Source organism: Anaerofustis stercorihominis DSM 17244 (assembly GCF_000154825.1).
Classification (GTDB): domain Bacteria; phylum Bacillota; class Clostridia; order Eubacteriales; family Anaerofustaceae; genus Anaerofustis; species Anaerofustis stercorihominis.
The window spans coordinates 411,883-434,897 of record NZ_DS560015.1 but is presented as its reverse complement, the minus strand read 5'-3'; the positions used below and the strand labels follow the sequence as shown (position 1 = coordinate 434,897).

The following is a 23,015-nucleotide window of genomic DNA, read 5'->3' as shown; positions in this document are numbered from 1 at the left end:
CAACTTTCCGCTAAAGACAACTTTAGCATAAACTTAAACATATTTTATACCTAAATTAAAGATATTATAATAATCTTCTCAAATCCTTTGTTTATCAGCCTTTGATCAAACACTTCCAATTAAATATTAATTAAAATAATTTTAATTAAACTTTCTCTTTATAATTTATCTTCAGCTCTTTTATCTTGATTGTATTTAATTCTTTTATTAAATCTTTACCAATTTATTAAATCATATAGTTCTTTCATATAAAAATCATTTTAAAATTTACTGAAGGGATTTTTATTCATATCGAGTTCATTCAGTTCATTAGAGTCTTTCAAATACTTCTCCACTTGTTTATCAGTCTTGATACCGAGAAAATTTTTTATATCCGTAAATCCTGCAGAGTTATACTCCTTTATCATCTTTACGGACGTATTCCTCAGTATTCCTGTTGAAATACCTTTTTTATTTATACCTATTTTAGAAAGTGCGTTCTTTACAACTTCTTGTATTCGTCTTTCGGTAATGGGCTGATTATTACGTCCTTTTAACAGGTACAACTGGTCGACTGGATTTAAAAAGTCGCTTAAAATGGCTCTCAGAGCGTCATTTATTTTTATTATCCTTTCATTTTCACCATTACTGTCGATAACTATGGAATTTTCGTAAATATCTTTGATTTTTATATTTTTTAGTTCTTTAACCGTAAGTCCGTTAAAAAGGATCAAAAATATTATGATTTGATTTTTTAACGGTTCATTATTTTTGGTATATTCTATCAACTCTTTTATTTGTTTATCACTCAGGACTTCATTATTGAAGGATGTATTATCGTATTTAAATTTAAAAGTTATAATCTCATTATTAAAAGAATATTTTTTATTTAAATACTTATAAAGATTTTTAACCGCGGATAATTTTCTTGCGATCGTCTTATCCGAATTACTTAATGATGATTTCAAATAATTTATGTAAGCATACATATCGATATTATTAAGACCTTTAAATAAATTTAATTCACTTTCTAAATTATGAGATGATTCATCAAAAGAGTTCCTTTCTTTGATAAACAAAAAGAAGGTATTTAAATCGTACAAATACCCCTTTTTAGAATTCTCATTTATATTTAAATCACTTAAATACTCTTCTATTACAAAACTATTCATTCCACTACCCTATTTACTTCACTAAATATTTATTTACTGAAGTAAAGTATACACTATCTATTTAATGATGTCAACCATCTTTTTAGCAGTTTCAGCGGGATTTTCTGCATTATAAAGTCCTCCGCCCACAATTATCACATCGGGATTTTCATCGCTGATACTTTTTACGGTATCCACCTTAACTCCCCCTGCAACACTCACTTTAGTATTTTTAACGAGTTTCTTAACGGTTATTAAGTCTTTAAGAGGATTTGCTCCCAATTTTTGAGTGTCTGATCCGGTATGTACGCATATGTAGTCTACACCGATTTTTTCAAGGTAAGATACTCTTTCTTCGAAATCATGAACGCAAATCAAATCTACAAGCAGCTCTTTACCTGCTTCTTTAACAGCTTTTAAAGAGTCTTCTATAGTTTGATTATCCGCTGCGGCAAGTACTGTTACTATATCCGCACCTGCATCTAAAGCGATTTTTGTTTCAAATTCACCGGCGTCCATTATTTTAAAATCGGCTAATATTTTTTTATCGGGAAAAGCTTCTTTAAACTTTGTAATACCTTCGGCTCCGTATTTATATACAAGAGGTGTACCGAGTTCGATTATATCCAGATATTCTTCACATTCCTTACCGATTTTAATACATTCATCCAGGCTTTTGGTATCAAAAGCAATTTGTAATTGTTTCATTTTATTCTCCTTTTAGTAAAAATCCCCGCACCTAATAGATGCAGGGAATATTTTATAATACTATTCAGATTTTAAAAGATCTCCAAAGATATCGCCTAAAGTTACATTGCTGTCTTCTTTATGATATAATTTGTTTCTTTCGATCTTTCTTTTTGGTGGATCCATAGTTTCTTTAATGCTAAGAGAAACTTTTCTTTTGTCCTTGTTAATATCAATGATTTTAACATTTACTTCATCACCGGTTTTAACTGCATCTTCAACATTATTTACTCTGTCATGTGATAATTGAGAGATATGAATTAATCCTTCAACATCAGGGATGATTTCAGCAAATGCACCGAAGTTTGTAGTATTTTTGATTGTAGCTTTAACAGTTTGACCTACAGAATAATTTTCGATAAATTCTTGCCAAGGTTCTTTTGTTAAGTCTTTAACACTTAATTTAACTTTGTAATTATCTTTGTCTAATTCTGTTACTATAGCTTTTACGCTGTCACCAACTTTGTATAAGTCGTTGATGTTACCAACTCTTTTCCAAGCTATATCTGAAATATGGATAAAGCCGTCAACTCCGTTTAAGTCAATGAACATACCGAAGTTTGTGATGTTCTTGATTGGAGCTTCAACTTCTTTACCGATTTCAAGAGCTGCTATAGCAGCTTCTTTTAATTCTTTTTCTTTTGCTTTTCTTTCCTTGTAAGCTTCTTCAAGTAAGATTTTTCTTGAAACGATGATTTTGTTCTTTTGTTTGTCAAATTCAACGATTCTGCATTCGATTTCTTTACCTAAAAGGCTGTCAAAGTCTTTGATAAATCTTACATCATAGTAAGAAGCAGGCATGAATGCTTTGATAAATCCTAAATCAACGATCAAACCGCCTTTAACTACTTTTGTAATCTTAGCTTTAACTGTTTCTTTAGAATCGAATTTTTCTTTAGCTTCGTCTAAAGCACCAAGTTCGTCAACTTTGATTTTAGAAAGTGAAACATTACCTGTTCCGTCATTCATTTTCATGACCATAACTTTAACTTTATCGCCCTTAGCAGCTTTGGAAGTCAAGTCTTCCATTAGGTCGTATAAAAAGTCGGCTTTTTTAACGATACCATCTGATTTATAACCGATGTTCATCGTTACTTCGTTGTGGTCTACCATAACGATTTCGCCTTCTACGATATCTCCCTCTCTAATTTCTTTGATTGATTCTTCGATGTTTTTTTCAAAACTATCCACCATGTTGTTGTCCATAGTATTAATTACCTCCTCTATTAACTGGGTTGGTGTCGATGCTCCAGCCGTTAGTCCAATATTGTTATATTTCTTTATAGCATCATCCAAGTCCGAAGCAGTTTCTACAAAGAAAACATTATCGCATTTTGATTTGCTGATTTCTACTAGTTTCTTTGTGTTCGAGCTATGAGTATCACCAACTACTACCATAGCTTCCACTTCTGATGCTATTAAACTGGCTTCTTCCTGTCTTACGCTAGTAGCATTGCAGATCGTGTTGAAAATCACTACATTAGCGCAGTTGTCTTTTATTATATTTGTAATATCATCAAAAAGAGCTTCTATTATTGTAGTCTGAGCAACTACGCAGACATTTTCGTCTGTTTTGAAGTTTTTGGCTTCTTCCTTGGTAAAGATTACTTTAGCTTTGTTTTCACACCAGCCGTTAACCCCTTTTACCTCAGGATGGTCGCTATCTCCTACAATTATTATAGTATAACCTTTATTGTGATATTTTTCAACCTTATTTTGAATAGATTTTACATAAGGGCAAGTTGCATCGATTAATTTTAAGTTTTTTTTCTTGATTTTTTCATAAATTTCCTTGCCGACCCCATGAGAACGGATTATGACCGTTCCTTCATCTATATCATCGAGATTATCTATTATAGATACTCCCTTTTCTTTGAGTTCATTTGTCACATGAACGTTATGTATCAGAGGACCGAGTGTATAAACTTTTTCATTACTGTTTTCACTTGCCTCATAAGCGGTATTGACAGCTTTGTTTACACCGAAGCAGTAACCCGCACTTTTTGCTTTTCTTATATTCATTTTATAACTCCTTTAATCTGATGATTTCAGGATAGATTTCTTTTTTGCATATATCTATACAGTCCTGCGAAGATAATTTTTTTCCATAGTATTCATCCAAATATATGGGTTTCCCGTAATTTATTATAAGAGGTTTTCTGAATTTGTATTCTCCTCTGATACCTACGGGAACTACGGGAACTTTCATCCTTGTGGCTAGAAGCACAAGACCGCCTTTAGGTTCAAGCATATCATCTTCAGTCATATTTCTTGTTCCTTCGGGAAAGATACCCAAAACTTCTTTATTCTTTAAAACTTTCATAGCTGTTTTTATGGCTACTATGTCATTGTCTTCTCTTTTAACCGGGATAGCATATACTTTATGTAAAAACCAGTTTAAAAACTTGGATTTAAATAAGACATCCTTTGCCATAAAATGCAGATGTCTACCTTTTATTTGTACAGCCATTAAAACCGGATCCCAAATATGTACGTGATTTCCGGAAATGATATAAGATGTATCATTATCGGGAAGATTATCGAGTCCCGTGACCTTTACTTTATATACAATTTTAGTAAAACCTTTATTACAGGTCTTAAAATATCATATAACATAAATTACCTACTAACCTTATTAATTATAAATTCAACTACATCATCTATATTCATATCAGAAGTATCTACCACTACTGCATCTTCACATATTACAAGAGGGTCTACTTCTCTTGTTTTGTCAAGTTCGTCTCTGAGTTCAATATCCCTTAGTATATCTTCATAAGGGATTTCTTTCCCTCTTTCGATATTTTGAAGATATCTTCTTTTTGCTCTTTCTTCGCTTGAAGCGTCAAGATAAAATTTGAACTTTGCATTCGGAAGAACTACGCTTCCTATATCTCTTCCGTCCATTATAACGCTTTTACCCTTTGATATTTCACGCTGAATATTTACCATTTTTTCTCTTACTTCTTTTATTGCGGCATAATCGGATACATTTTTATCTATATTTTCAAATCTTATTTCTTTTGTTACGTCTTTATCATTTACAAAAACATTTTCTTTGTCTAAAACAAGATCTATACTGTTTAAAAGGTCATTTATACCTTCTTTGTCATTTGATTTTATATCATTATTCAGAGCATAATAAGTAAAGGCTCTATACATAGAACCGGTGTCCAAATAAGTAATATTTAATTTCTTTGCTATTATTTTTGCAACGGTGCTTTTCCCCGAACCTGCGGGACCGTCTATTGCAATATTTATTATGTTATCCATTAATTACCCCTAAATAATACAAATACTTACGCTTTATTATATAATAACTTTTTATTTTTAACAAGCTTTTTTAGTTCATTTTAACATCAAATAATTTGTTTATTCCCTTACTGAACTGATATTTTTGGCTTACCTGAGGATTTAAGAGACCGTCGGATACTTTTAGTATCAAAACATCTAGCGTACCTTCTTTAAAATTCCTAAGGTCGACTTCCACTACATCTTTATCACTTACGGCGAGCGTCATGATATTATCATTAAGAGTATAATTGAAGTTTTCTTCTCCGTTTACCAGGATTTTTACGTTCTTTGTACTGCTCAGCGACATCTTTATAACTCCCGCTTTTAAATAATTATCGGAGTTTACGAGCTTTGTTTCATTTGAAGAACCGTTACTGACCGTAGATAAGACTTCATTTTTATTCATGATGTTAAGACCTACGAATAAAACACTTAATATAACAATAAAACTAAATAAAAATTTCTCAAATTTAAAAACCATATTACCACCTATTTCCTATTTATATTGTATGTATCAAGCTTAAAAAAATACTTTAAATCTAATCATGACGTACACTTTATTTAAATAATATTTTTATTGATTATTGCTTTACACTGTTCTAAATATTCAATTTGCGGTTAAGGCCATTTTATTTTGAGTGTAAATTGATTTTTGTTTTGATATACCTTTGATAATAATGAAAGAAAGCACGCTGATTTAAGTAAATAAAAAGGAGTCCTTTATATTATTTTATTATATGAAATAAAAAAGAAGATACTTCTAAAGTATCTTCTATATGTATTTAATTTTATTACTTTGTTTATATTACGTGGTTTTAGTTAATCAAGTAATTTAATGATCAAATCATTAAATTTGTCATTTTCACTCCATTGCGGAAAATGACAGGATCTTTCAAACCAATAGAATTCTTTTTCTGACTCTATAGTATCAAAATATTTTTTTGCCAATGCTGAAGATACATGATTATCGTATCTGCCTTCTATAAATATAACCAGGATTTTAAAGCTTCTTTGATTTTCAAAATTTATATCCATAAGCTCTTGCCACAAATATTCAATAGACTGTAAACTCCCCTTTTGGCGATTATATAAATCCATTATAGAATAATATTTCGAAAATATAAAAGGAGTTATAAGAGAATTATAATTTCTTTTTCCATAAAGAGAACCTTTATTTTTAACCACTTGTTTTGTTACATATAATAAATCTTTCAGCCATCCGTTATCATTATAAGAACAATTTATCTTTTTTAGTCTTTCTGCTTCTTTTTCGTTTGCATGATCAAGTGCAAAGTCGTAAGCAGCTTGACATGATTTTTTCATGTTTACAACTTGTCCGCATCCGATATATTTTATTACCATTTCCGGATGTTTTTCTGTAAACTTCAGTCCTAAAACAGCCCCCCAAGAATGTCCTAACAGATATATTTTCTTTTGATTGAATTTTTTAGTAAGTAATTTTGACAAAGAATAAATATCTTCTAAAAACATATCAATGGTGATTTCATCATTTTTAAAATCATAATATGACTTACCTGCTCCTCTTTGTTCCCAAACAACAACAGTAAAATGTTCTTCCAGTTCTCTGTTATATTTAAGGACTAATGGAAGCGCACTGTCTCCGGGTCCTCCGTGAAGATAAAGCAGTAACGGCAAATTATCCTTTTGAGCTCTTATTGAAATATATTGAGGCTTTCCATTGATTTCGATTTTGGATTGTTCGTTAATGTGCATTTTCCCTCCCGTATAATAAAATAATTTTATACTTCACTTTATAATAAAATGCACAAAATTATTTTTAATAACATTGATATTCATAGATTTATTTAGTGTACATTCTGTCCGGCAAGGTATCCCGTCGAAAAAGCGATTTGTAGATTATAGCCTCCCGTCGTTGCGTGAACATCTATAACTTCTCCCGCAAAGAAAAGATTTTTTATAATTCTCGATTCCATAGTGGAAGGATTGATTTCCTTTACGTTTATCCCTCCGTTTGTAATGATTGCTTCCTTAAAACTTCCAATTCCCGTTATATTCACTTCGAGGTTCTTGATTAGATTTAATAATAGCTTTCTTTCTTCTTTTGTTATCTGATTTATTTGTTTTTCTTTATCTATTTTACTGAGTTCTATGATTTTTATTGCAAGTGATTTCGGAAGGAGCAAATCAAGAGAGCTTTTGACCATTTTGTTATTATTCTTTTCAAAATCTTTGATCAATCTTTTTTCAAGTGTTTTAACGTCCAGAGCCGGCTTTAAATCGATTTTCACCTTGGTATCGTGTATTTTATTCATATCTATAAAATTACTTAAATAAAGTACTGTAGGTCCCGAAATGCCCTTATGCGTAAACAACAGTTCTCCGAACTGAGAATTTTTTACTTTACCGCCTATCGTTAAGCTGACATCCACGTTTTTAAGTGTAAGACCCATCAACTCATGCACCCAGTTATCATTTGATAACATCTGAACTAGTGCGGGAACTGGATTTATGACTTTATGACCCAGCTTTTTTGACAGTGTATATCCGTATCCGTCACTTCCCGTCAAAGGATAACTCTTTCCTCCCGTTGCAAGGATTACGTTATCGGCATATAACTTTTTACTGTCATCAAGTATGACGCCTTGTGCTTCATTGTTTTCGTTTACGATTATATCTTTTACAGTGGTATTATATAGTATCTCGCTGTTTTTATCGGTATTTATTATATTTAGTAAAGTCTTTGTTACATCACTGGCTTTGTCGCTTACGGGAAAGACCCTGTCTCCCCTTTCAACTTTTGTCTTAAGTCCATTAGAATGAAGAAGTTCAAGAAGCCTTGTATTGTCAAAGGTATACAGTGCACTGTAAAGGAATTCTTTGTTCTTCATGATATGGTCGAAAAACTCCGATATATCTTTATTATTGGTTACATTGCATCTGCCTTTTCCCGTTATGTAAATCTTCTTTCCTGCTTTTTCGTTCTTTTCTATAAGTGTTACTTTTTTGCCACATTCTAAAGAGGAGATAGCAGCCATTAAGCCGCTAGCTCCCCCGCCTATTATTATTACATCTTTCTTATTTGTCATTCTTTAAAATTCTTACAGAAGTAACTCCTTCTACCTCTTTCAATGTTTTTTCGATATAGTCATTTACATCATTATCTACATCTATCATAGTATAAGCATTTTCTCCTCTTGATTTGTTGATCATGTTTGCTATATTTACATCGTTGCTTGCTAAAAGAGAAGATATCTGACCTACCATATTAGGTACGTTTTTATGTATGATACAGATCCTTGCGTTTGAAACCATAGCACCCAAATCGCATTCAGGGAAGTTTACACTGTTTTTGATATTTCCGTTTTCAAGGAAATCTCTTATTTCTTTTCCTGCCATTACCGCACAGTTTGCTTCCGATTCAACCGTTGAAGCACCGAGATGAGGGATACAAATAACATTTTCTTTGCCTAAAACTTTTTCATTTGGGATATCCGTTACGTAGTAAGATACACTTCCGTCTTCTACCGCTTTTAATATTGCGTCTTCATCTACCAGACCGCCTCTTGCTAAGTTAAGTACTTTGATACCGTCTTTTGCATTTCTTAAAACTTGTTCGTTTACAAGGTTTTTGGTAGATTCAAGTAGCGGAACATGTATAGTAACGAAGTCACATCTTTGGAAAATTCTTTCTATATCATAACTTCTGTTGATGTTTTTGTTTATGCTCCAAGCGTGTTCTATTGATAAATATGGGTCATAACCGTAAACTTCCATACCGAGTTCATATAAAGCATTGGCAACCAAAACACCTATGGCTCCAAGCCCAATTACACCGACTCTCTTGCCTTGAAGTTCGTTGCCTTTAAAGTTTGATTTTTCTTTTTCAACTGTCTTTGCTACATCTACGTTTTTATCTTTTAAAGTTTGAACCCAGTCGGTTGCTTTATCAAGGTTTCTCGCAGTCATAATCAAACTTGCTATAACAAGCTCTTTAACTGCGTTTGCATTTGCACCCGGTGTATTCATTACTACTATGCCTTTTTCGGTGCAGCTGTCTACGGGTACGTTGTTTACACCCGCTCCGGCTCTTACTACTACTTTACAGTTGTCAGAAAGTTTTTCTTCATGTAAGTTATAGCTTCTTAAAATCACACCGTCGTAATCTTCACCTTTGTCAACTCTGATGTTTTCACCTAATTGAGTCAAACCTTCTTTTGCAATTTTGTTAAATGTTTTAATTTTGTACATTTCCCTTTACTCTCCTTAAATATTGTTTTTTTGATATTTATACATAAAATCGATTAAGTCAACTACATTGGATAAGCTTACACCATTGTATAAACCTACTCTTACTGCCCCATTCATAGAGGTACTGATATTTATTATATCATTTTCTTTGGCTTTTTGAATAAAGTCTTCATTGTTTTTTACATTAAATATTAAAGATGTGACAGATCTGTCTTCTTTTATAATATCGTTGGAGTAAAAATTACTTTCATCAATAAAGTCATATAATAAATTTGATTTTTTTATATTTACTTTTTCTATTTCTTCCACTCCCCCAAATTCATCTAGGTATTTAAGCATTTCATAAATTATATATACCGCGAATGTATTAGGAGTCGTAAAAGAGTTACCCGAGTAATAATAATCCCTGTAGGATAGGATCTTTGGAACACCCTTAGGTATTTCCTTTTCAATCATATTTTTATTTAATATTACAACGCTTATCCCGCTCGTTCCCATATTCTTTGCGGAGCTTGCAAAAGATAATGCGAATTTATTTATATCATATGTTTCACTGAGTAAATTAGACGTCATATCCGCTATTAACGGTATATTTCCTATTTCCGGGATTTTAACTTTACTGAATTTTGACCCCGAGGATGTGTTATTGGTACACATGAAAAGATATTTGGAAGCTTTATTTATATCATTTAAAGTTATCTTTGGAAGGGGCTTTTCATATCCTATAAGATTTATTTCGTCTATGTTTGTATGTTTTTTCCCCTCTGTCACTGCATTATTTGTCCATAAATCGCTGTTTATGACAGTTGCGGTTTCATCCTTGGAAGAAAAGTTAAGAGGTACCATAGCAAAATGCATACTTCCTCCGCCGTTGATGAATAAAACTTCCATATCATCATTCAAATGAAGAAGTTTTCTTATTAGCTTTGTCGTATCTTCCATGAGAGAAATAAAAAATTCATTCTTATAATTTAGTTCCAGAGCCGAAAATCCCTGAGAATGAAAATTTAATACATTTTTATTTATCCTTTTGATTACTTCTTTCGGCATTACCGGTGAAGACGCAGAAAAATTAATTTTGTTTCCCATATTTTCTTCTCCTGTCCTCTCTTATTTTCATTCTTATTACCTTTTCTTCTTCTTTTTCGCCGATTTTTTTAAGATGGTCATAATTTCTGTAACCGTAATGTTTTGCTACGTTGTCTATTCTTCTCTTATATTTATCCGTAAAAGCTTTAGCATATAAAAAAACTAAGAATATAAATATAAGTCCGGCAAAAACTGCTAAAACCAATTTCATTATTTGTTCCTCGAATTATAGTATGATTTGTTTGACTTCACTTTGTTCTTTATAATCGTTTATATATCCGTCGTAAATGAGCTTACTGTTTAAAAAACCGCTGAAGTCCATGGGTCTTCTTCTTGTATGAGCTTCGTTAAAGGAATAAAGTCCGCTTTCTTCGAATAAGTAAGACAAGAACTCCGCACAGTAATAATGTTTTTCTCTTTTGATGTCAAACCCTACCGCATTACCTATAAGCCCTATTATATTGAATTTATATTTTAAATGATCCATATAGAATTCATCGATTATTTCTTTTATATTATCATATATCTTTGCGTCTATCTCGCATTCGTATACGAGACATGGGATATTATTGAATGTTGCATGAAATCCCGTTTCCCAGTCTTCTTTGATAAAACCAGCTATAAAAGGGTTCCTGGGTCTTCGTCTTCCGAAGCAGTACATTTCATTCAGTTCTCTGTCAAGAGATATCGAAACGTGATTATAAGGCTTTTTTACCCACAATCTTATTATTCTTGCTAAAATCGTTCTTGTACTTGTAAGAACTATATAAATCTTTTTTGTCTCCATTGTCTTTCTCTTTTTAAATTATTTTAATGAATTTAAAATTTCTTCTCTATCGGAAAAATAAATCTTTTTATCTCCGAGTTCCTGATATGTCTCATGTCCTTTACCCAAGACCAAGACTATTTCATCATCTTTTTTATTTCTTACAGCCTTATTTATAGCTTCTTTTCTGTCATATATTATCTCGGTTTTATCTTTGTTTTTTATCCCGTTTAAAATATCCTTTATGATATCTTCGTTTTTTTCTTTTCTCGGGTTATCCATTGTAAGGATGATATTGTCGGCATACTTTTCGGAAACACTTCCCATAATAGGTCTTTTGCCATGGTCTCTGTTTCCCCCACAGCCAAAAACAAGAGTTATCTTTTTACTGCTGACTTCTCTTATAAGCTTCAGTATCTTTTCCATAGCGTCGGGAGTATGAGCATAATCAATAAAAATATCTTCTGCCACCCTCTCTATCCTTCCGTTGGTTCCGTGATACCTGAGTATAGCTTCTTTTATTTTTTCATATCCTATTCCCTCTTCAAGGGCTATTATTATAGCCGGGGTTACATTATATATATTGAATTTTCCTATGGAATTAATGACGAAATCATATTTATTGTTTCCTTTTGTAAGAGTAAAAGAAGATTTACTCAAGGAGAGTTCTTTTATGGTGATTTTATAATCACTTTGTTCCTTTTCTCCGAATGAGATGACATCTTTTTTATCTTCCTTAAGTTCATTATAGAGTCTGTGTCCGTAATCATCATCGATATTTATCACAGAAAATCTATCTACCATGTAATAAAGTTTCTTCTTTGCCTGATAGTATTCTTCCATCGTCTTATGAAAATCCAAATGGTCCATTGAAAGATTGGAAAAAACACCTATGTAAAAGTTAAGAAAACTTACTCTGTCAAGTACGAGACCGTGTGAAGAAACTTCGAGGAAGCAATAATCCACGTCATTCTTTACCATATCGCTGAAATCTTTTGTAAGTTCGGTTATTTCAGGAGTTGTTCTTATTATCTGTCCTTCCAGTTTTGTGTTCTTTCTTCCCAAAGTACCGATGTAGTCGGTTTTAAAACCAAGGTTTTCAAAAAGCGTATGTGCTATATCACAAAAAGAAGTCTTACCGTTGGTACCGCTTACTCCGATCAATTTGAGATTTTTGCTAGGGAATGAGTAAAATCTGTTAGCGAAATATGCAAGAGCATTTCTCGTGTTTTCGCATTTTATATATGTAATATCGTCTTTGTATCCTTCTAATTCTTCACTGTGACAAATCACCTTTACCCCAAGTTTAAGTGCGCTGTCTATATATTTATGTCCGTCTGTTTCATAACCTACGATACAAACGAACATAGAACCTTCTTCGCATTTTCTGGAATCAAAAACAATACTATTTATATCTATATTTTCTATATCTTTATTTCCGTTTAAAGAATGAGGATATCCCTCTAAAATATCTTTTAATTTCAAATCAAAACTCCTTAGAATTCATCCTTAAAATAATAACACTATTTTATAATAAAATAAATACCTTTAAATAAACTTAATTCAATATTAATAAAAAAAAGAAGGCATAAACCTTCTTATGTACACATTTTATTTACTTCTTTTTTCAAATTTGATATTATCCTCTTCTCTAACCTTGAAATGTAAGACTGCGAAATGTTTAACATGTTTGCAAGTTCTTTTTGAGTTTTCTTTTCTTTTCCGTTGAGTCCGAATCGGTAATTGATTATTTCCTTTTCGCTTTCCTTTAATCTGTCTACCGCAAGAAGCATTATCTCTTTGTTTACGTCTTTATCTATTTTATCTTTTACCGGGTCGCCATTCGTACCGAGGATATCCGACAGTAACAGTTCATTGCCGTCGTAGTCTACGTTCAAAGGTTCGTCAAGCGAAATCTCTCCTCTTATCCTGTTTACCTTTCTAAGGTGCATGAGTATCTCGTTTTCTATACATTTTGAAGCATATGTAGCCAGCTTTATGTTCTTTTCGACCTTAAAAGTCTTGACCGCTTTTATAAGTCCTATGGTACCTATGGATATAAGGTCTTCCACACTGGCGGAAGATGTATCGAACTTCTTTGCAATGTAGACCACAAGTCTTAGATTACGCTCGATCAATATGGTCTTTGTAGTGTTTGTCTCGTCCGATTCCAAATTTTTAAGAACTTCCTGCTCCTCTTCTTTTGTAAGCGGAGGCGGGAGCATATACGAGCCGGAAATATAAAATAATTTATTCTTTTTATGCTTCTTTCTTTTTAGAATATTAAATAAATTAATCATGTAAACCTCCGAATTATTTTAATGTGGATATAGGTATCAAGGCACCTGAAGAGTCTATCCCAAGGATACCTATATATGGGTTATAAACCGTCTTTTCTTTTCTTTTGTTCGTAATCACGATCTTATCAAATCTGAGTATGGGAAGGATCTGTTTTTCTTTTGTCGTATTATAAAAGGTATATGAAAGTGAATCTTTTATGGTTATGGGAATATTGTTATAGATATGTAAGTAGTCGTTATAATCTTCTATTTCATATGAAAGATTTGTATTTAAGATTTTATTTATTATGCTGTTATGAACTATTATTACCCCTTCTCCGTTTATACCTCTTACCAAATTCCCCGTATCGAGGTATCCTTTAAAAGAAATGCTCTTATCTTTTATATAGAGAGTGCAGATATATTCGAGTCCTAACTTTAAATCGTTGATTTTCCTAAGTAATTTATATGCTATAAACGCAGAAATAATGCTAACAAAAATATTCTTTTTCTTAATCATTTCCTTCACCTCTTAATGAGTATTTTATATATAAACTCATACTCAATTTGTCATAAAGAAATTATATGAATATGTTATAAAAGAATATAATTATTTCTCATTTCTAATTATTTACTTCCTATGTGTTACAATAAATTTTTGTTTTGTAATGACATATATTATTTATATTATCTTTTCATGAAAATATGACCAAACTTAAAATATTGAATGCAATTTATATTTTTAAAAATATATATGGATTACTATCAAATAAAGATAGTTTAAATGTAAAAAATAAGCCCGTAGGGGCTTATTTAAATCGAATCATATACTTCTGATACTTATTTCTCCGCTGTTAAAATTTTTTATCTCTCCGTCGCTTGTTTTTATTTTTATTGAAAAGTCTTTGTTTAAATCGAGAAGAGTCGCTTTTATTTTTTCATTTCCCTGAATATATGTTATATCCTCATTTATATATAACATCTTCTCTTTGTATTCTTTGTAAAGAGAATCCTTGTCAAAATTGAGATATTTATTTTCGAATACATTTAAGAATTCGCTTATTATTTTATTTCGGTTTTCCGCTTTTCCCGTAAAATCCTGAACAAACCCAATAATATCTTTAAACTCTTCGGGAACTTCTTCATTTTCGGACCTGTTTATATTTATACCCACGCCTAAAACTACATTTTCCATGCTCCCGCTTTCAAAGCTTATTATACCTTCCGTAAGTATCCCGCATAGTTTTAGTCCGTCTTTATAAATATCATTTACCCATTTTATATCGCTGTCAATCCCAAATGTATTTTTAAGGGCTTCAACGACGCTCAAACCGCAGATTATCGTTATAAGATTTACTTCTTCAATAGGAAGTTTGGGCTTTAACAATAAGCTTAAATACATACTGCTGTCCTTTGGAGAAAAGAAGGGTCTTCCTCTCCTGCCCTTACCTCTTGTCTGAGAATTTGCTATAATGACTCTGCCTTCAATTTTCTCTTCATCTTTTAAATTTTTAAGATAATTTATGGTTGAGTCAACTTCTTCGATTATTTCTATGATATTTCCTATAAATTTAGTGTTAAGTCCTTTTTCTATTTCTTTCTTATTTAAATAGCTGATATTACTGTCAAGCATATATCCTTTGTTTTTGACAGAAACGATATTATAACCTTCCTCTTTTAACAGGTTGATGTTCTTCCAAACGGCATTTCTGGATATATTCAGCCTAAGCGCTATATATCCCCCCGAAATCACTTTACCGCTGTTTACCTTCAATATTTCAAGTATATTATCTTTATTCATTTCAAACTCCTTAATACTGATAGTTTAAGATAAAAAAAAGAGGCTGTCAACCTTTTTGATGCTTATAGTTGACAGTCTTATTGCTTATTTTTTCAAATAAGTATTTAACACTTTATTTAATTTTTTTACGTCGATAGGCTTTGAGAGATGTTCGTTCATACCGCTGTCAAATGCTTTCTTTACATCGGTATCGAAAGCATTTGCGGTCATTGCAACAATAGGGATATTTTTGTAATATTCATTATCTGCTTTTCTTATTTGCTTAGTGGCTTCATATCCGTTTAATATAGGCATTTGTATATCCATGAGTATCAAATCGTAATATCCGTCTTCATGAACAGCAAGCTTATCGAGTACCTCTTTACCGTTTTCAACGGTATCAATATTCCCGGTTATCCCTTTTATAAGTTCTACCGCTATTTCCCTGTTTAATTCATTATCTTCAGCTATCAATATCCTTTTGCCGGTCAATGATGATTTATTATTTTTGTGTGTTTCGCTTTGTATGTTTTTATCAAATAAACCGTTAAACAATTTAATGATATCCGATTTGAATATAGGTCTGTTTGCCACTATATCAAATCCCGCTTTATCTGCATCTATATAGCCACGGGAACCGGCAACGGCGGATAAAATAAGAGTAGGAACATTTTTACTGCTTAGAGCATTCCTGATATTCTTACAAACTTCGAAACCATTCATGTCTTTCATGGTCAAATCGATTAAAACAACATCATAGGGCATGGAATGTTCGTATGCTTTTACTGACATTTCCAAGGCTTTGCCTCCCGACGTTGTAAAATCATTTTTGATACCAAGTGAATTTAGTATCAAATTGAGCCTTTTAGCGTTTTTTTGACTGCTGTCGGCTATAAGTACTCGAAGGTCTTTAACCGAATCATTGATTTTAGGTTCTTTTATATGATTTAATTTATAAGAAGCACACACCGTAAAACAAGTTCCTTTTCCCAGTTCACTTCTAACTAAGATTTTTCCTCCCATCATATCGAGTATACGTTTTGTTATAGTCATTCCCAGCCCCGTACCTTGGATTTTCCCCGACATTTCTTTATTTTCTCTTTCAAAAGGTTCAAATATATTATCAATGAATTCTTTTGATATTCCGATACCGTCATCAATAAATTCAAATTTATAATCTGCATATCCTTGTTTTGTCTGAGGAAGTTCGTATATATTTATATCGATATTCCCATTATACTCAGTGAATTTGATGGCATTTGACAATATATTTATAAATACCTGCTGAAGTCTCAGTGAATCGACTATTATATTTTCATGTTCCACATCTATATCAAATCTTATATTCTGATTCTTTTCCTTAGCCTGAGACAAGATGATCGTTAAAGTGTCATGGAACAAATCCGAAATATTGACGTTTTCTTCTTTTAAAATCAAATTCCCGCTTTCTATCCTTGACATATCCAATATATCGTTTATAAGACTTAATAAATGCTTTGAAGAAACATCTATTTTATCGAGACAGTCCTTTATCCTGTCTTCGTTTTTGATACTTTCTTTTGCAACTGTAGTCATCCCCACTATACCGTTCATAGGCGTTCTTATATCGTGCGACATACTCGATAAGAACAACGATTTTGCTTCGTTTGCGGCATTTGCTTTTTTAAGTGCTTTTTCAAGTGCTCTGTTTTGAGCTTCAATCAATTCTTCCTGTTTTATCTGGTCGGTTATATCTCTGATGATCAGATTTATCCTGTTTCTGTTTTGACCGGAGTTAAATATGGCAGTAGCTTCTATCCACTTGTTTTCATCTTCTCTGAGCCTGTATTTACATGATAATTTTCTCACGTCCTGTTTATTTTCTGCTATATGTCTTAAATTTTTTATCCCTAACGTATTCGCTATATATTTTGTATCTCTGTGATCTATATCATGCCTCAACATTTGTAAGAATGACCTTTTATAATTTCCGTAATTCTTTTTAAAATAACTCATTTCAGAAAAATCATTCTCAATATATTCCCCGGTCTTTAAATCTATATCAACCACAACATCGTAAGCGGTACGTATTATACCGCTGAGTCTTTCTTCTATTTCAAGTTTTTTTCTGTCGGTTATGTCCATCATTACCCTTTGATTAAGGATATTGCCCTTGGCGTCTTTTACCATTTCGCTTGTGGCATAGACCCAGCGTATTTCGCCGTTTGGTCTTTTTATCCTATATTCTTCGCTGAAATTCTCTCCGACGTCTCTTAAAGAGTTTATTTTGCTTAATATGTAATCTCTGTCTTCATAATAAACCCTGTTTAAAAACTCTTCCCTTCCGAGTTTCAAACATTCTTCTTCCGTCTCATATCCGAAAATTTTAAGCGCTTCATTATTCATCATGATAAAAGCAAATTCACCGCCTACATTATGATAACGAAGTATACCGCACATGACTGAGTTATATATACTGTCAAGAAAATCTTTCTGTTCCGTTACTTTTAAAGTAGACTGCTGAAGTTCGTCTATATCCAAAAACAAGCAGTTGATTATATCTTTTCCCTCATCGGATTTGGATTTATAGCCGCTGTCTAATATCCATTTTAGCGAACCGTCTTTACAAACGACCCTGTATTTGACCGCATAATTTTTTTCATTCTCCAAAAAAGATTTATGATAATCTTTAACGGCTTTTACTTTATCGATATAATAAATCAAATTCAGCACATTGCCCTTTGTTACACTTAGAAATTCCTCTTTTGAATATCCCAGCATTTTGCATAATTCATCGCTTACATAAAGAAAATCATATGTATCACACTCATAAGAAGCAAGACCTCCGTTGATTGAAGAGAGTATCAATTCTATCTGTTGATTTTTCTTTCTTAACTCTTCAAATGTTTTTCTTTTTGCTTCTTCAGATTTTATTAAAGCTTTCTCTGCTCTTCTTTGTTCCGTTACATCGGTCACAAGAGCAAAGATCACAGGGTTATTGGTACCGGGATAATCATCTATCCTGTGTGCTTTCGCATTTATCCAATGATACTTGCCTTTGATATCTATTACCCTGAGTTTAAACTCCATAAGTTTCCCTGACATCAAGCATTCTTTGATTGCTAATGAAAGAGCGTTCAAATCATCGGGATGAACCTTATCTTTTATGGATGAGTTCGTATCATAATTGTTTCTGTCATAGCCGATTATATTTAAATATCCGTCATTTACATATAAAGGAAATAACTCTCCGCTTTTTACTTCATAAAAACAAAGTCCGTCACTGATACTATCGGCAATATTTTTTATGTGATATTCTATTTGGTCTATAGACTTTTCCAAATGGTTAATGGTATTCATATTATAATAATATACTTGAATGAAAGTTGAACCGTCAGGATTTTCTATCAAGGAAGTCCTTCCGAGAAAGTGAACGATATTATTTCCGATATTAGTAAAAGTCCTATTCCAATTTATTATCTTCTTACCATTTTTTATTTTCTTTATATCATTTAATATATAGTCGTTTTCTTCCGGGCTTACCAAATCTTTTAAAGTCATATCAGTTATATTTTTATCATTTTCTATACAAAAAAAAGAAAGAGCTTCTTTACTTATAAATAAAACACGATATGGATAATGATCTTCTACGGCAAACAAATGCCCCGGCATTGAATCATATAATGTTTTTATCATATCATTTTGGCTATAAGCTCTTTCTTTTATTTTAAAGACTTCTTTAATCCCATAGTTTTTCATACTTAACTCCCTGTGAAACAGAATTTAAGCTATAGCATCGCTGTCTTTGGTTACAAAATTTATAAGAGTATCAGAAACTTTCTTAAAACAGTCAAGCAGTATAGGATTAAACTGTCCGCATTCTCCGTTTAAAATCATTTCGACCGCAACTACGGGTTCATAAGGCGGTTTATATACTCTCGGGGATATAAGTGCATCAAAGCAATCAGCTATGGATACTACCTGCGCCCAAATAGGTATATCATTTCCTTTTAAACCGTCGGGATATCCTCTTCCGTCCCATTTCTCATGATGCCATCTGCATATGCCGTAGTAATATTCGTAATTTTCATTGTCGAAAATATCTTTAAAGCTATCAAGCATTTCACATTCTTTGACCGTATGGGTCTTCATTATTTCAAATTCCTCATCGGTCAGTTTTCCCGGTTTATTAAGGATATTATCGGGGATAGCTATTTTACCTATGTCATGCATAACGGCGGCGATTGATATGGTTTCGATAAGTGCGGGAGTAAAGCCGTATTCCGGTTTTACTTTTGAGATCTCGGTCAAAAGCAGCTGAGTTATCTGACGAAGTCTTTTAACGTGCTCTCCGGATTCCAAATCCCTAAACTCTACCACAGTACTCAAAGAGTCGATTATAGATAAGCTTTGTTCTTTTAATTTTTCGTCTTGAAGTTTGATTTCTTCCGATTGTTTGAAAATCGTATCTTCCATTCTGAAACGACGGTTATAAAGCTCTATGGCATTCTTGACACGGCGTTTTATTATATTCGGATTGAATGGTTTTTGAACGATATCCTGAACTCCCATATCATAACCTTTATTTATCATGTCCGCAGCATCTGCGGCGGTTACCAAAAAGACAGGGATCTTATCCATCAATCCCGAAGAGTTAAGTTCTTCCAAAACTTCAAAACCATCTACCTTTGGCATGATTATATCAAGAAGTATTATATCAATACTTTCTTTTAACTTATTAATTAAACCTAAAGCTTCTTCACCGTCACAAGCTTCATAGACGATATATTCATCTTTAAATAATTCTTTTAAAATCACTCTGTTCATTTCAATATCATCTACAATTAAAATAACATTTTTATTATTTTTCATAATTTTTCCTCGATAATAAATTAAATACGATAAATTATATCACAATTAAAGAGTCATTACCAATAATAAAGTTACTTTTTATGTTTTTAATCAATATTTTTATGTTTTGATATAACATGTGATGCGTAAAATATTATCACCGATAATGTGATTTAATATGACGAAATTTGTCATATAGGTTATATTTTATCATTATTATATTCCTTTAATGTTACTTTTGTAACCTTTGAATAAATAAAAAGGATATATAAAATTATATTGACATTTTTCTAAAATTTGTTATAATGTAAAAGTGTCAAAAATAGGGGTATAGCTCAGTTGGTAGAGCAGTGGTCTCCAAAACCACGTGCCGAGGGTTCAAGTCCTTCTGCCCCTGCCATATGTGAATTCAAGCTGCCGATAAGGCAGCTTTTTTATATTTATTTATAGTGAATGGTTCAAGTGATATCGGTGGTATTAAAATCCATACCTTTTATTATAAAAACAGAACGCATAATCATCACTTAAAGGCATAAAATAATCCGACATTTCATTACTTAAAACAGTATTTATTATATTTCTTACTTTGTTTTTTATTTCCATTCTTGAATTATTTCTAAAAAAACTATTTACATTCATCATATCCTTCTCAGATAAAATAAGACTATTTATGTCGTTTCCTGAAATAAAGCGGCAAATCGTATTAAACAGGACGGGAAAACATATATTATCTAAGTATAAGTTCCTATAATCGTTAAATTGATATTCCATAAAGTCTATGATTACATCTCTGTTAAACAATCTTAAAAATTCATTTTCAGTCTTTATGGATTTTAAATAGTATAAAATCAGCTCTATACCGCATTTACTGCTTGGAATTCCTTTGATAAGCGGATAATCAAGAGTCAGGATATTATTTTGAGGAAAATACTTTGGTGTATATTTTATGAAGAACATAGGTATACCCTTAAGTATGGTGTCTTTATAATTCCTAACATCATAATCTTCAAAATCAATTATCAAATCTTCATATATCCCTTTTGCTTCGTACACTTTGTTATTTACTATATTAAGTCCATTCTCGTATAAAAATCCCACATTTACATTTCTATCTATGATAGCGTTATCTTTAAAATTTTCTTCAATGCAATATGATATGCCTTGAATCAGCATTTCAGCTGTTTCGTAAGGTACGGACGAACTATCCTTTGAAGTGTATTTCTCCATTAAATCGATCAATATAGGAAGGATTTTTTCATAATCATATCTTATGTTCAATTCTCCCTTTATTCCCAAAACAATTCTTTCATTATACTTTGATATAAATCTTTATCCCACCTTTGTTCTTCACTTAAATTTTCATAGATATTTTTTCCTTGGGTATAAATATAATCTAGACTCTCATCTCTTACCGCTTTTGAAAATCTTTCCAAACAAGTATCTCTAAGGTATCCCAAATCTCCGTAACATACATCGTCAAACTGCTCTCTCATAAAATTCAAAAGTTCGTCATCCGTTAGCTTATCTTCGGTCTCGTTTTTAAAGTTGTAAAATATATCCACGAGGTCTTTTATGGTGTCTATATAATTATTTCTGTCTATATATGCACTGTCCGAGAATATATAGATTATTTTTTCCGTCACACCGGATGAAAATTCTATCCTCTTATATTTCTTTAGCATTTCATTTTTGCTGATTATTATTTCTTTTGCTTCTTCTCTTGTAATAGTTAAACCAAACTTATTTATATTCACATTTGACTTTTCTATTAAATCAAGTTCTTTCCTTGTGATTTTACCGAGTATCAGACCTATATTTTCATTATCCATAAACTCCCCCCTTTTCCTTTAAGGAGGCTATTATACTCTTAGGTACACAACATAACAAGACTTGAATTTTTTACTGTTTTATGGTATTATAAGTACATAAAAAGGAGATAAATTTGATTATTTATCTCCTTTTTATATTTAAGTCAGTAAAATTTTATCGATTTAACTCAATATATTCAAATAAGTATTAAGCTTTGTTTTCAGAACCACATACGCCTATCAGACGTTTTACTTTGTCTTTCATTGTTTTTATCCCTTTAGTGTTATATTCTTTAGGGTCGTAAATATTTCTGTTTTCAAGTCTCATCCTTACTCCGTTCGTAAAAGACATCCTAAGGTCGGTTGCATAATTTACTTTGCATATCCCAAGGCTTATTGCCTTTTTAACGTCTTCGTCATTGATTCCGCTGGTTCCGTGAAGTACGAGAGGTACATCTACCAATTTCGCTATTTCTTTCAGTCTTTCAAAATCAAGCTTAGGCTCTTCTTTATATGGTCCGTGAGCGGTCCCTATTGCAACTGCAAGGGAGCTGCATCCCGTATTTTCAACGAACTCTTTGGCTTTTATAGGAGAAGTAAATACAGCGTCCTTATCAAATACTTCATTTTCGTCTTCTTTCCCACCTACTCTTCCAAGCTCACATTCGACAGGTATATCATACTCAAAAGCATAATCCACAACCTCTTTTGATACATTTATATTATTCTCAAAATCCATTTTTGAACCGTCTATCATTACCGATGTATATCCTGCTTTTATACATCTTTTACTTAGCTCAAAGCTTGCTCCGTGATCTAAATGAAGTACGATTGGTATACTTGTATCTTTTGCATAGTATTTAACTATGCTAGCCGCTATTTCCGGAGGGATATAATTAAGTGTGGAAGTCGTCGTCTGCATTATAACAGGAGATTTTGCTTCCTCGCATGCTTCTATTATCCCTTTTGCCATCTCCATATTTTCAAAATTGAATGCGGGAACGGCATAATTTTCCGATTTTGCTTTTAGCAGTATTTCTTTTGATGTAACCAGTGGCATGA

Annotated in this window: 21 protein-coding genes and 1 tRNA gene; 1 reads left to right on the top strand and 21 read right to left on the bottom strand. The window is 32.0% G+C overall.

Annotated elements, in window-relative coordinates; all coding sequences use genetic code 11:
• Nucleotides 1-260: 260 nt before the first annotated feature.
• From ANASTE_RS02100 to ANASTE_RS02015, 18 genes are all read right to left on the bottom strand, one after another.
• Nucleotides 261-1,151: a tyrosine-type recombinase/integrase gene (locus ANASTE_RS02100; RefSeq protein ID WP_007049246.1), complete on the bottom strand. Its 891-nt coding sequence runs from the start codon at nucleotides 1,149-1,151 to the stop codon at nucleotides 261-263.
• A 57-nt stretch (nucleotides 1,152-1,208) separates the two neighbouring features.
• The gene (gene hxlA, locus ANASTE_RS02095) at nucleotides 1,209-1,838 is read right to left on the bottom strand and encodes a 3-hexulose-6-phosphate synthase (protein ID WP_007049245.1); all 630 of its coding nucleotides are present in this window, start codon (nucleotides 1,836-1,838) and stop codon (nucleotides 1,209-1,211) included.
• 60 nt (nucleotides 1,839-1,898) lie between these two features.
• Complete coding sequence (locus tag ANASTE_RS02090) at nucleotides 1,899-3,899, bottom strand: bifunctional 4-hydroxy-3-methylbut-2-enyl diphosphate reductase/30S ribosomal protein S1 (protein ID WP_007049244.1); 2,001 nt, start codon at nucleotides 3,897-3,899, stop codon at nucleotides 1,899-1,901.
• Nucleotide 3,900: 1 nt separating this feature from the next.
• Complete coding sequence (locus ANASTE_RS02085) at nucleotides 3,901-4,449, bottom strand: lysophospholipid acyltransferase family protein (RefSeq protein WP_083781734.1); 549 nt, start codon at nucleotides 4,447-4,449, stop codon at nucleotides 3,901-3,903.
• A gap of 47 nt (nucleotides 4,450-4,496) precedes the next feature.
• Entirely contained in the window at nucleotides 4,497-5,150 is a 654-nt protein-coding gene (gene cmk / locus ANASTE_RS02080; protein WP_007049242.1) for a (d)CMP kinase, read from the bottom strand.
• A 70-nt stretch (nucleotides 5,151-5,220) separates the two neighbouring features.
• Nucleotides 5,221-5,652, bottom strand: coding sequence for a hypothetical protein (locus ANASTE_RS02075; RefSeq protein WP_007049241.1), 432 nt, complete (start codon nucleotides 5,650-5,652; stop codon nucleotides 5,221-5,223).
• A 338-nt stretch (nucleotides 5,653-5,990) separates the two neighbouring features.
• Complete coding sequence (locus tag ANASTE_RS02070; RefSeq protein WP_007049240.1) at nucleotides 5,991-6,905, bottom strand: alpha/beta hydrolase; 915 nt, start codon at nucleotides 6,903-6,905, stop codon at nucleotides 5,991-5,993.
• Between the two features lie 92 nt (nucleotides 6,906-6,997).
• The gene (locus tag ANASTE_RS02065; RefSeq protein ID WP_007049239.1) at nucleotides 6,998-8,239 is read right to left on the bottom strand and encodes a BaiN/RdsA family NAD(P)/FAD-dependent oxidoreductase; all 1,242 of its coding nucleotides are present in this window, start codon (nucleotides 8,237-8,239) and stop codon (nucleotides 6,998-7,000) included.
• Nucleotides 8,229-9,401: a phosphoglycerate dehydrogenase gene (locus ANASTE_RS02060; RefSeq protein WP_007049238.1), complete on the bottom strand. Its 1,173-nt coding sequence runs from the start codon at nucleotides 9,399-9,401 to the stop codon at nucleotides 8,229-8,231. Before ANASTE_RS02060 ends, ANASTE_RS02065 begins: the two co-directional genes overlap by 11 nt.
• A 15-nt stretch (nucleotides 9,402-9,416) precedes the next feature.
• The gene (serC, locus tag ANASTE_RS02055) at nucleotides 9,417-10,490 is read right to left on the bottom strand and encodes a 3-phosphoserine/phosphohydroxythreonine transaminase (RefSeq protein ID WP_007049237.1); all 1,074 of its coding nucleotides are present in this window, start codon (nucleotides 10,488-10,490) and stop codon (nucleotides 9,417-9,419) included.
• Nucleotides 10,474-10,701 carry a hypothetical protein gene (locus ANASTE_RS02050; protein ID WP_007049236.1) on the bottom strand — a complete coding sequence of 76 codons (228 nt, stop codon included), beginning with the start codon at nucleotides 10,699-10,701 and terminating at the stop codon, nucleotides 10,474-10,476. The genes serC and ANASTE_RS02050 overlap by 17 nt, the downstream gene beginning before the upstream one ends.
• Nucleotides 10,702-10,716: 15 nt before the next feature.
• Nucleotides 10,717-11,277: a hypothetical protein gene (locus ANASTE_RS02045; protein WP_007049235.1), complete on the bottom strand. Its 561-nt coding sequence runs from the start codon at nucleotides 11,275-11,277 to the stop codon at nucleotides 10,717-10,719.
• Between the two features lie 18 nt (nucleotides 11,278-11,295).
• A complete protein-coding gene (locus tag ANASTE_RS02040; RefSeq protein WP_007049234.1) occupies nucleotides 11,296-12,741 on the bottom strand; it encodes a UDP-N-acetylmuramoyl-L-alanyl-D-glutamate--2,6-diaminopimelate ligase in 1,446 nt (481 codons plus the stop codon).
• Between the two features lie 113 nt (nucleotides 12,742-12,854).
• Nucleotides 12,855-13,556 (bottom strand): RNA polymerase sporulation sigma factor SigE, encoded by a 702-nt coding sequence (sigE, locus tag ANASTE_RS02035; protein WP_007049233.1) that lies wholly within the window; start codon nucleotides 13,554-13,556, stop codon nucleotides 12,855-12,857.
• A gap of 13 nt (nucleotides 13,557-13,569) precedes the next feature.
• A complete protein-coding gene (locus ANASTE_RS02030; protein ID WP_039944612.1) occupies nucleotides 13,570-14,055 on the bottom strand; it encodes a sigma-E processing peptidase SpoIIGA in 486 nt (161 codons plus the stop codon).
• 303 nt (nucleotides 14,056-14,358) lie between these two features.
• The gene (locus ANASTE_RS02025) at nucleotides 14,359-15,336 is read right to left on the bottom strand and encodes a biotin--[acetyl-CoA-carboxylase] ligase (RefSeq protein ID WP_007049230.1); all 978 of its coding nucleotides are present in this window, start codon (nucleotides 15,334-15,336) and stop codon (nucleotides 14,359-14,361) included.
• An 84-nt stretch (nucleotides 15,337-15,420) separates the two neighbouring features.
• Complete coding sequence (locus tag ANASTE_RS02020; RefSeq protein WP_007049229.1) at nucleotides 15,421-19,053, bottom strand: PAS domain-containing hybrid sensor histidine kinase/response regulator; 3,633 nt, start codon at nucleotides 19,051-19,053, stop codon at nucleotides 15,421-15,423.
• A gap of 24 nt (nucleotides 19,054-19,077) precedes the next feature.
• On the bottom strand, nucleotides 19,078-20,166 hold the full coding sequence (locus ANASTE_RS02015) for a response regulator (RefSeq protein WP_007049228.1): 1,089 nt from the start codon (nucleotides 20,164-20,166) through the stop codon (nucleotides 19,078-19,080).
• A 303-nt stretch (nucleotides 20,167-20,469) separates the two neighbouring features.
• Here ANASTE_RS02015 and ANASTE_RS02010 point away from each other — a divergent pair.
• Nucleotides 20,470-20,545, top strand: a tRNA-Trp gene (locus ANASTE_RS02010).
• Between the two features lie 77 nt (nucleotides 20,546-20,622).
• On the opposite strand, the gene ANASTE_RS11210 is transcribed toward ANASTE_RS02010, so the two are convergent.
• From ANASTE_RS11210 to ANASTE_RS01995, 3 genes are all read right to left on the bottom strand, one after another.
• Complete coding sequence (locus ANASTE_RS11210; RefSeq protein ID WP_007049227.1) at nucleotides 20,623-21,441, bottom strand: DUF6179 domain-containing protein; 819 nt, start codon at nucleotides 21,439-21,441, stop codon at nucleotides 20,623-20,625.
• On the bottom strand, nucleotides 21,432-21,974 hold the full coding sequence (locus tag ANASTE_RS02000) for a DUF6323 family protein (RefSeq protein WP_007049226.1): 543 nt from the start codon (nucleotides 21,972-21,974) through the stop codon (nucleotides 21,432-21,434). The genes ANASTE_RS11210 and ANASTE_RS02000 overlap by 10 nt, the downstream gene beginning before the upstream one ends.
• A gap of 187 nt (nucleotides 21,975-22,161) precedes the next feature.
• Nucleotides 22,162-23,013, bottom strand: a complete 852-nt coding sequence (locus tag ANASTE_RS01995) for a class II fructose-bisphosphate aldolase (RefSeq protein WP_007049225.1) — start codon at nucleotides 23,011-23,013, stop codon at nucleotides 22,162-22,164.
• Nucleotides 23,014-23,015 lie beyond the last annotated feature (2 nt).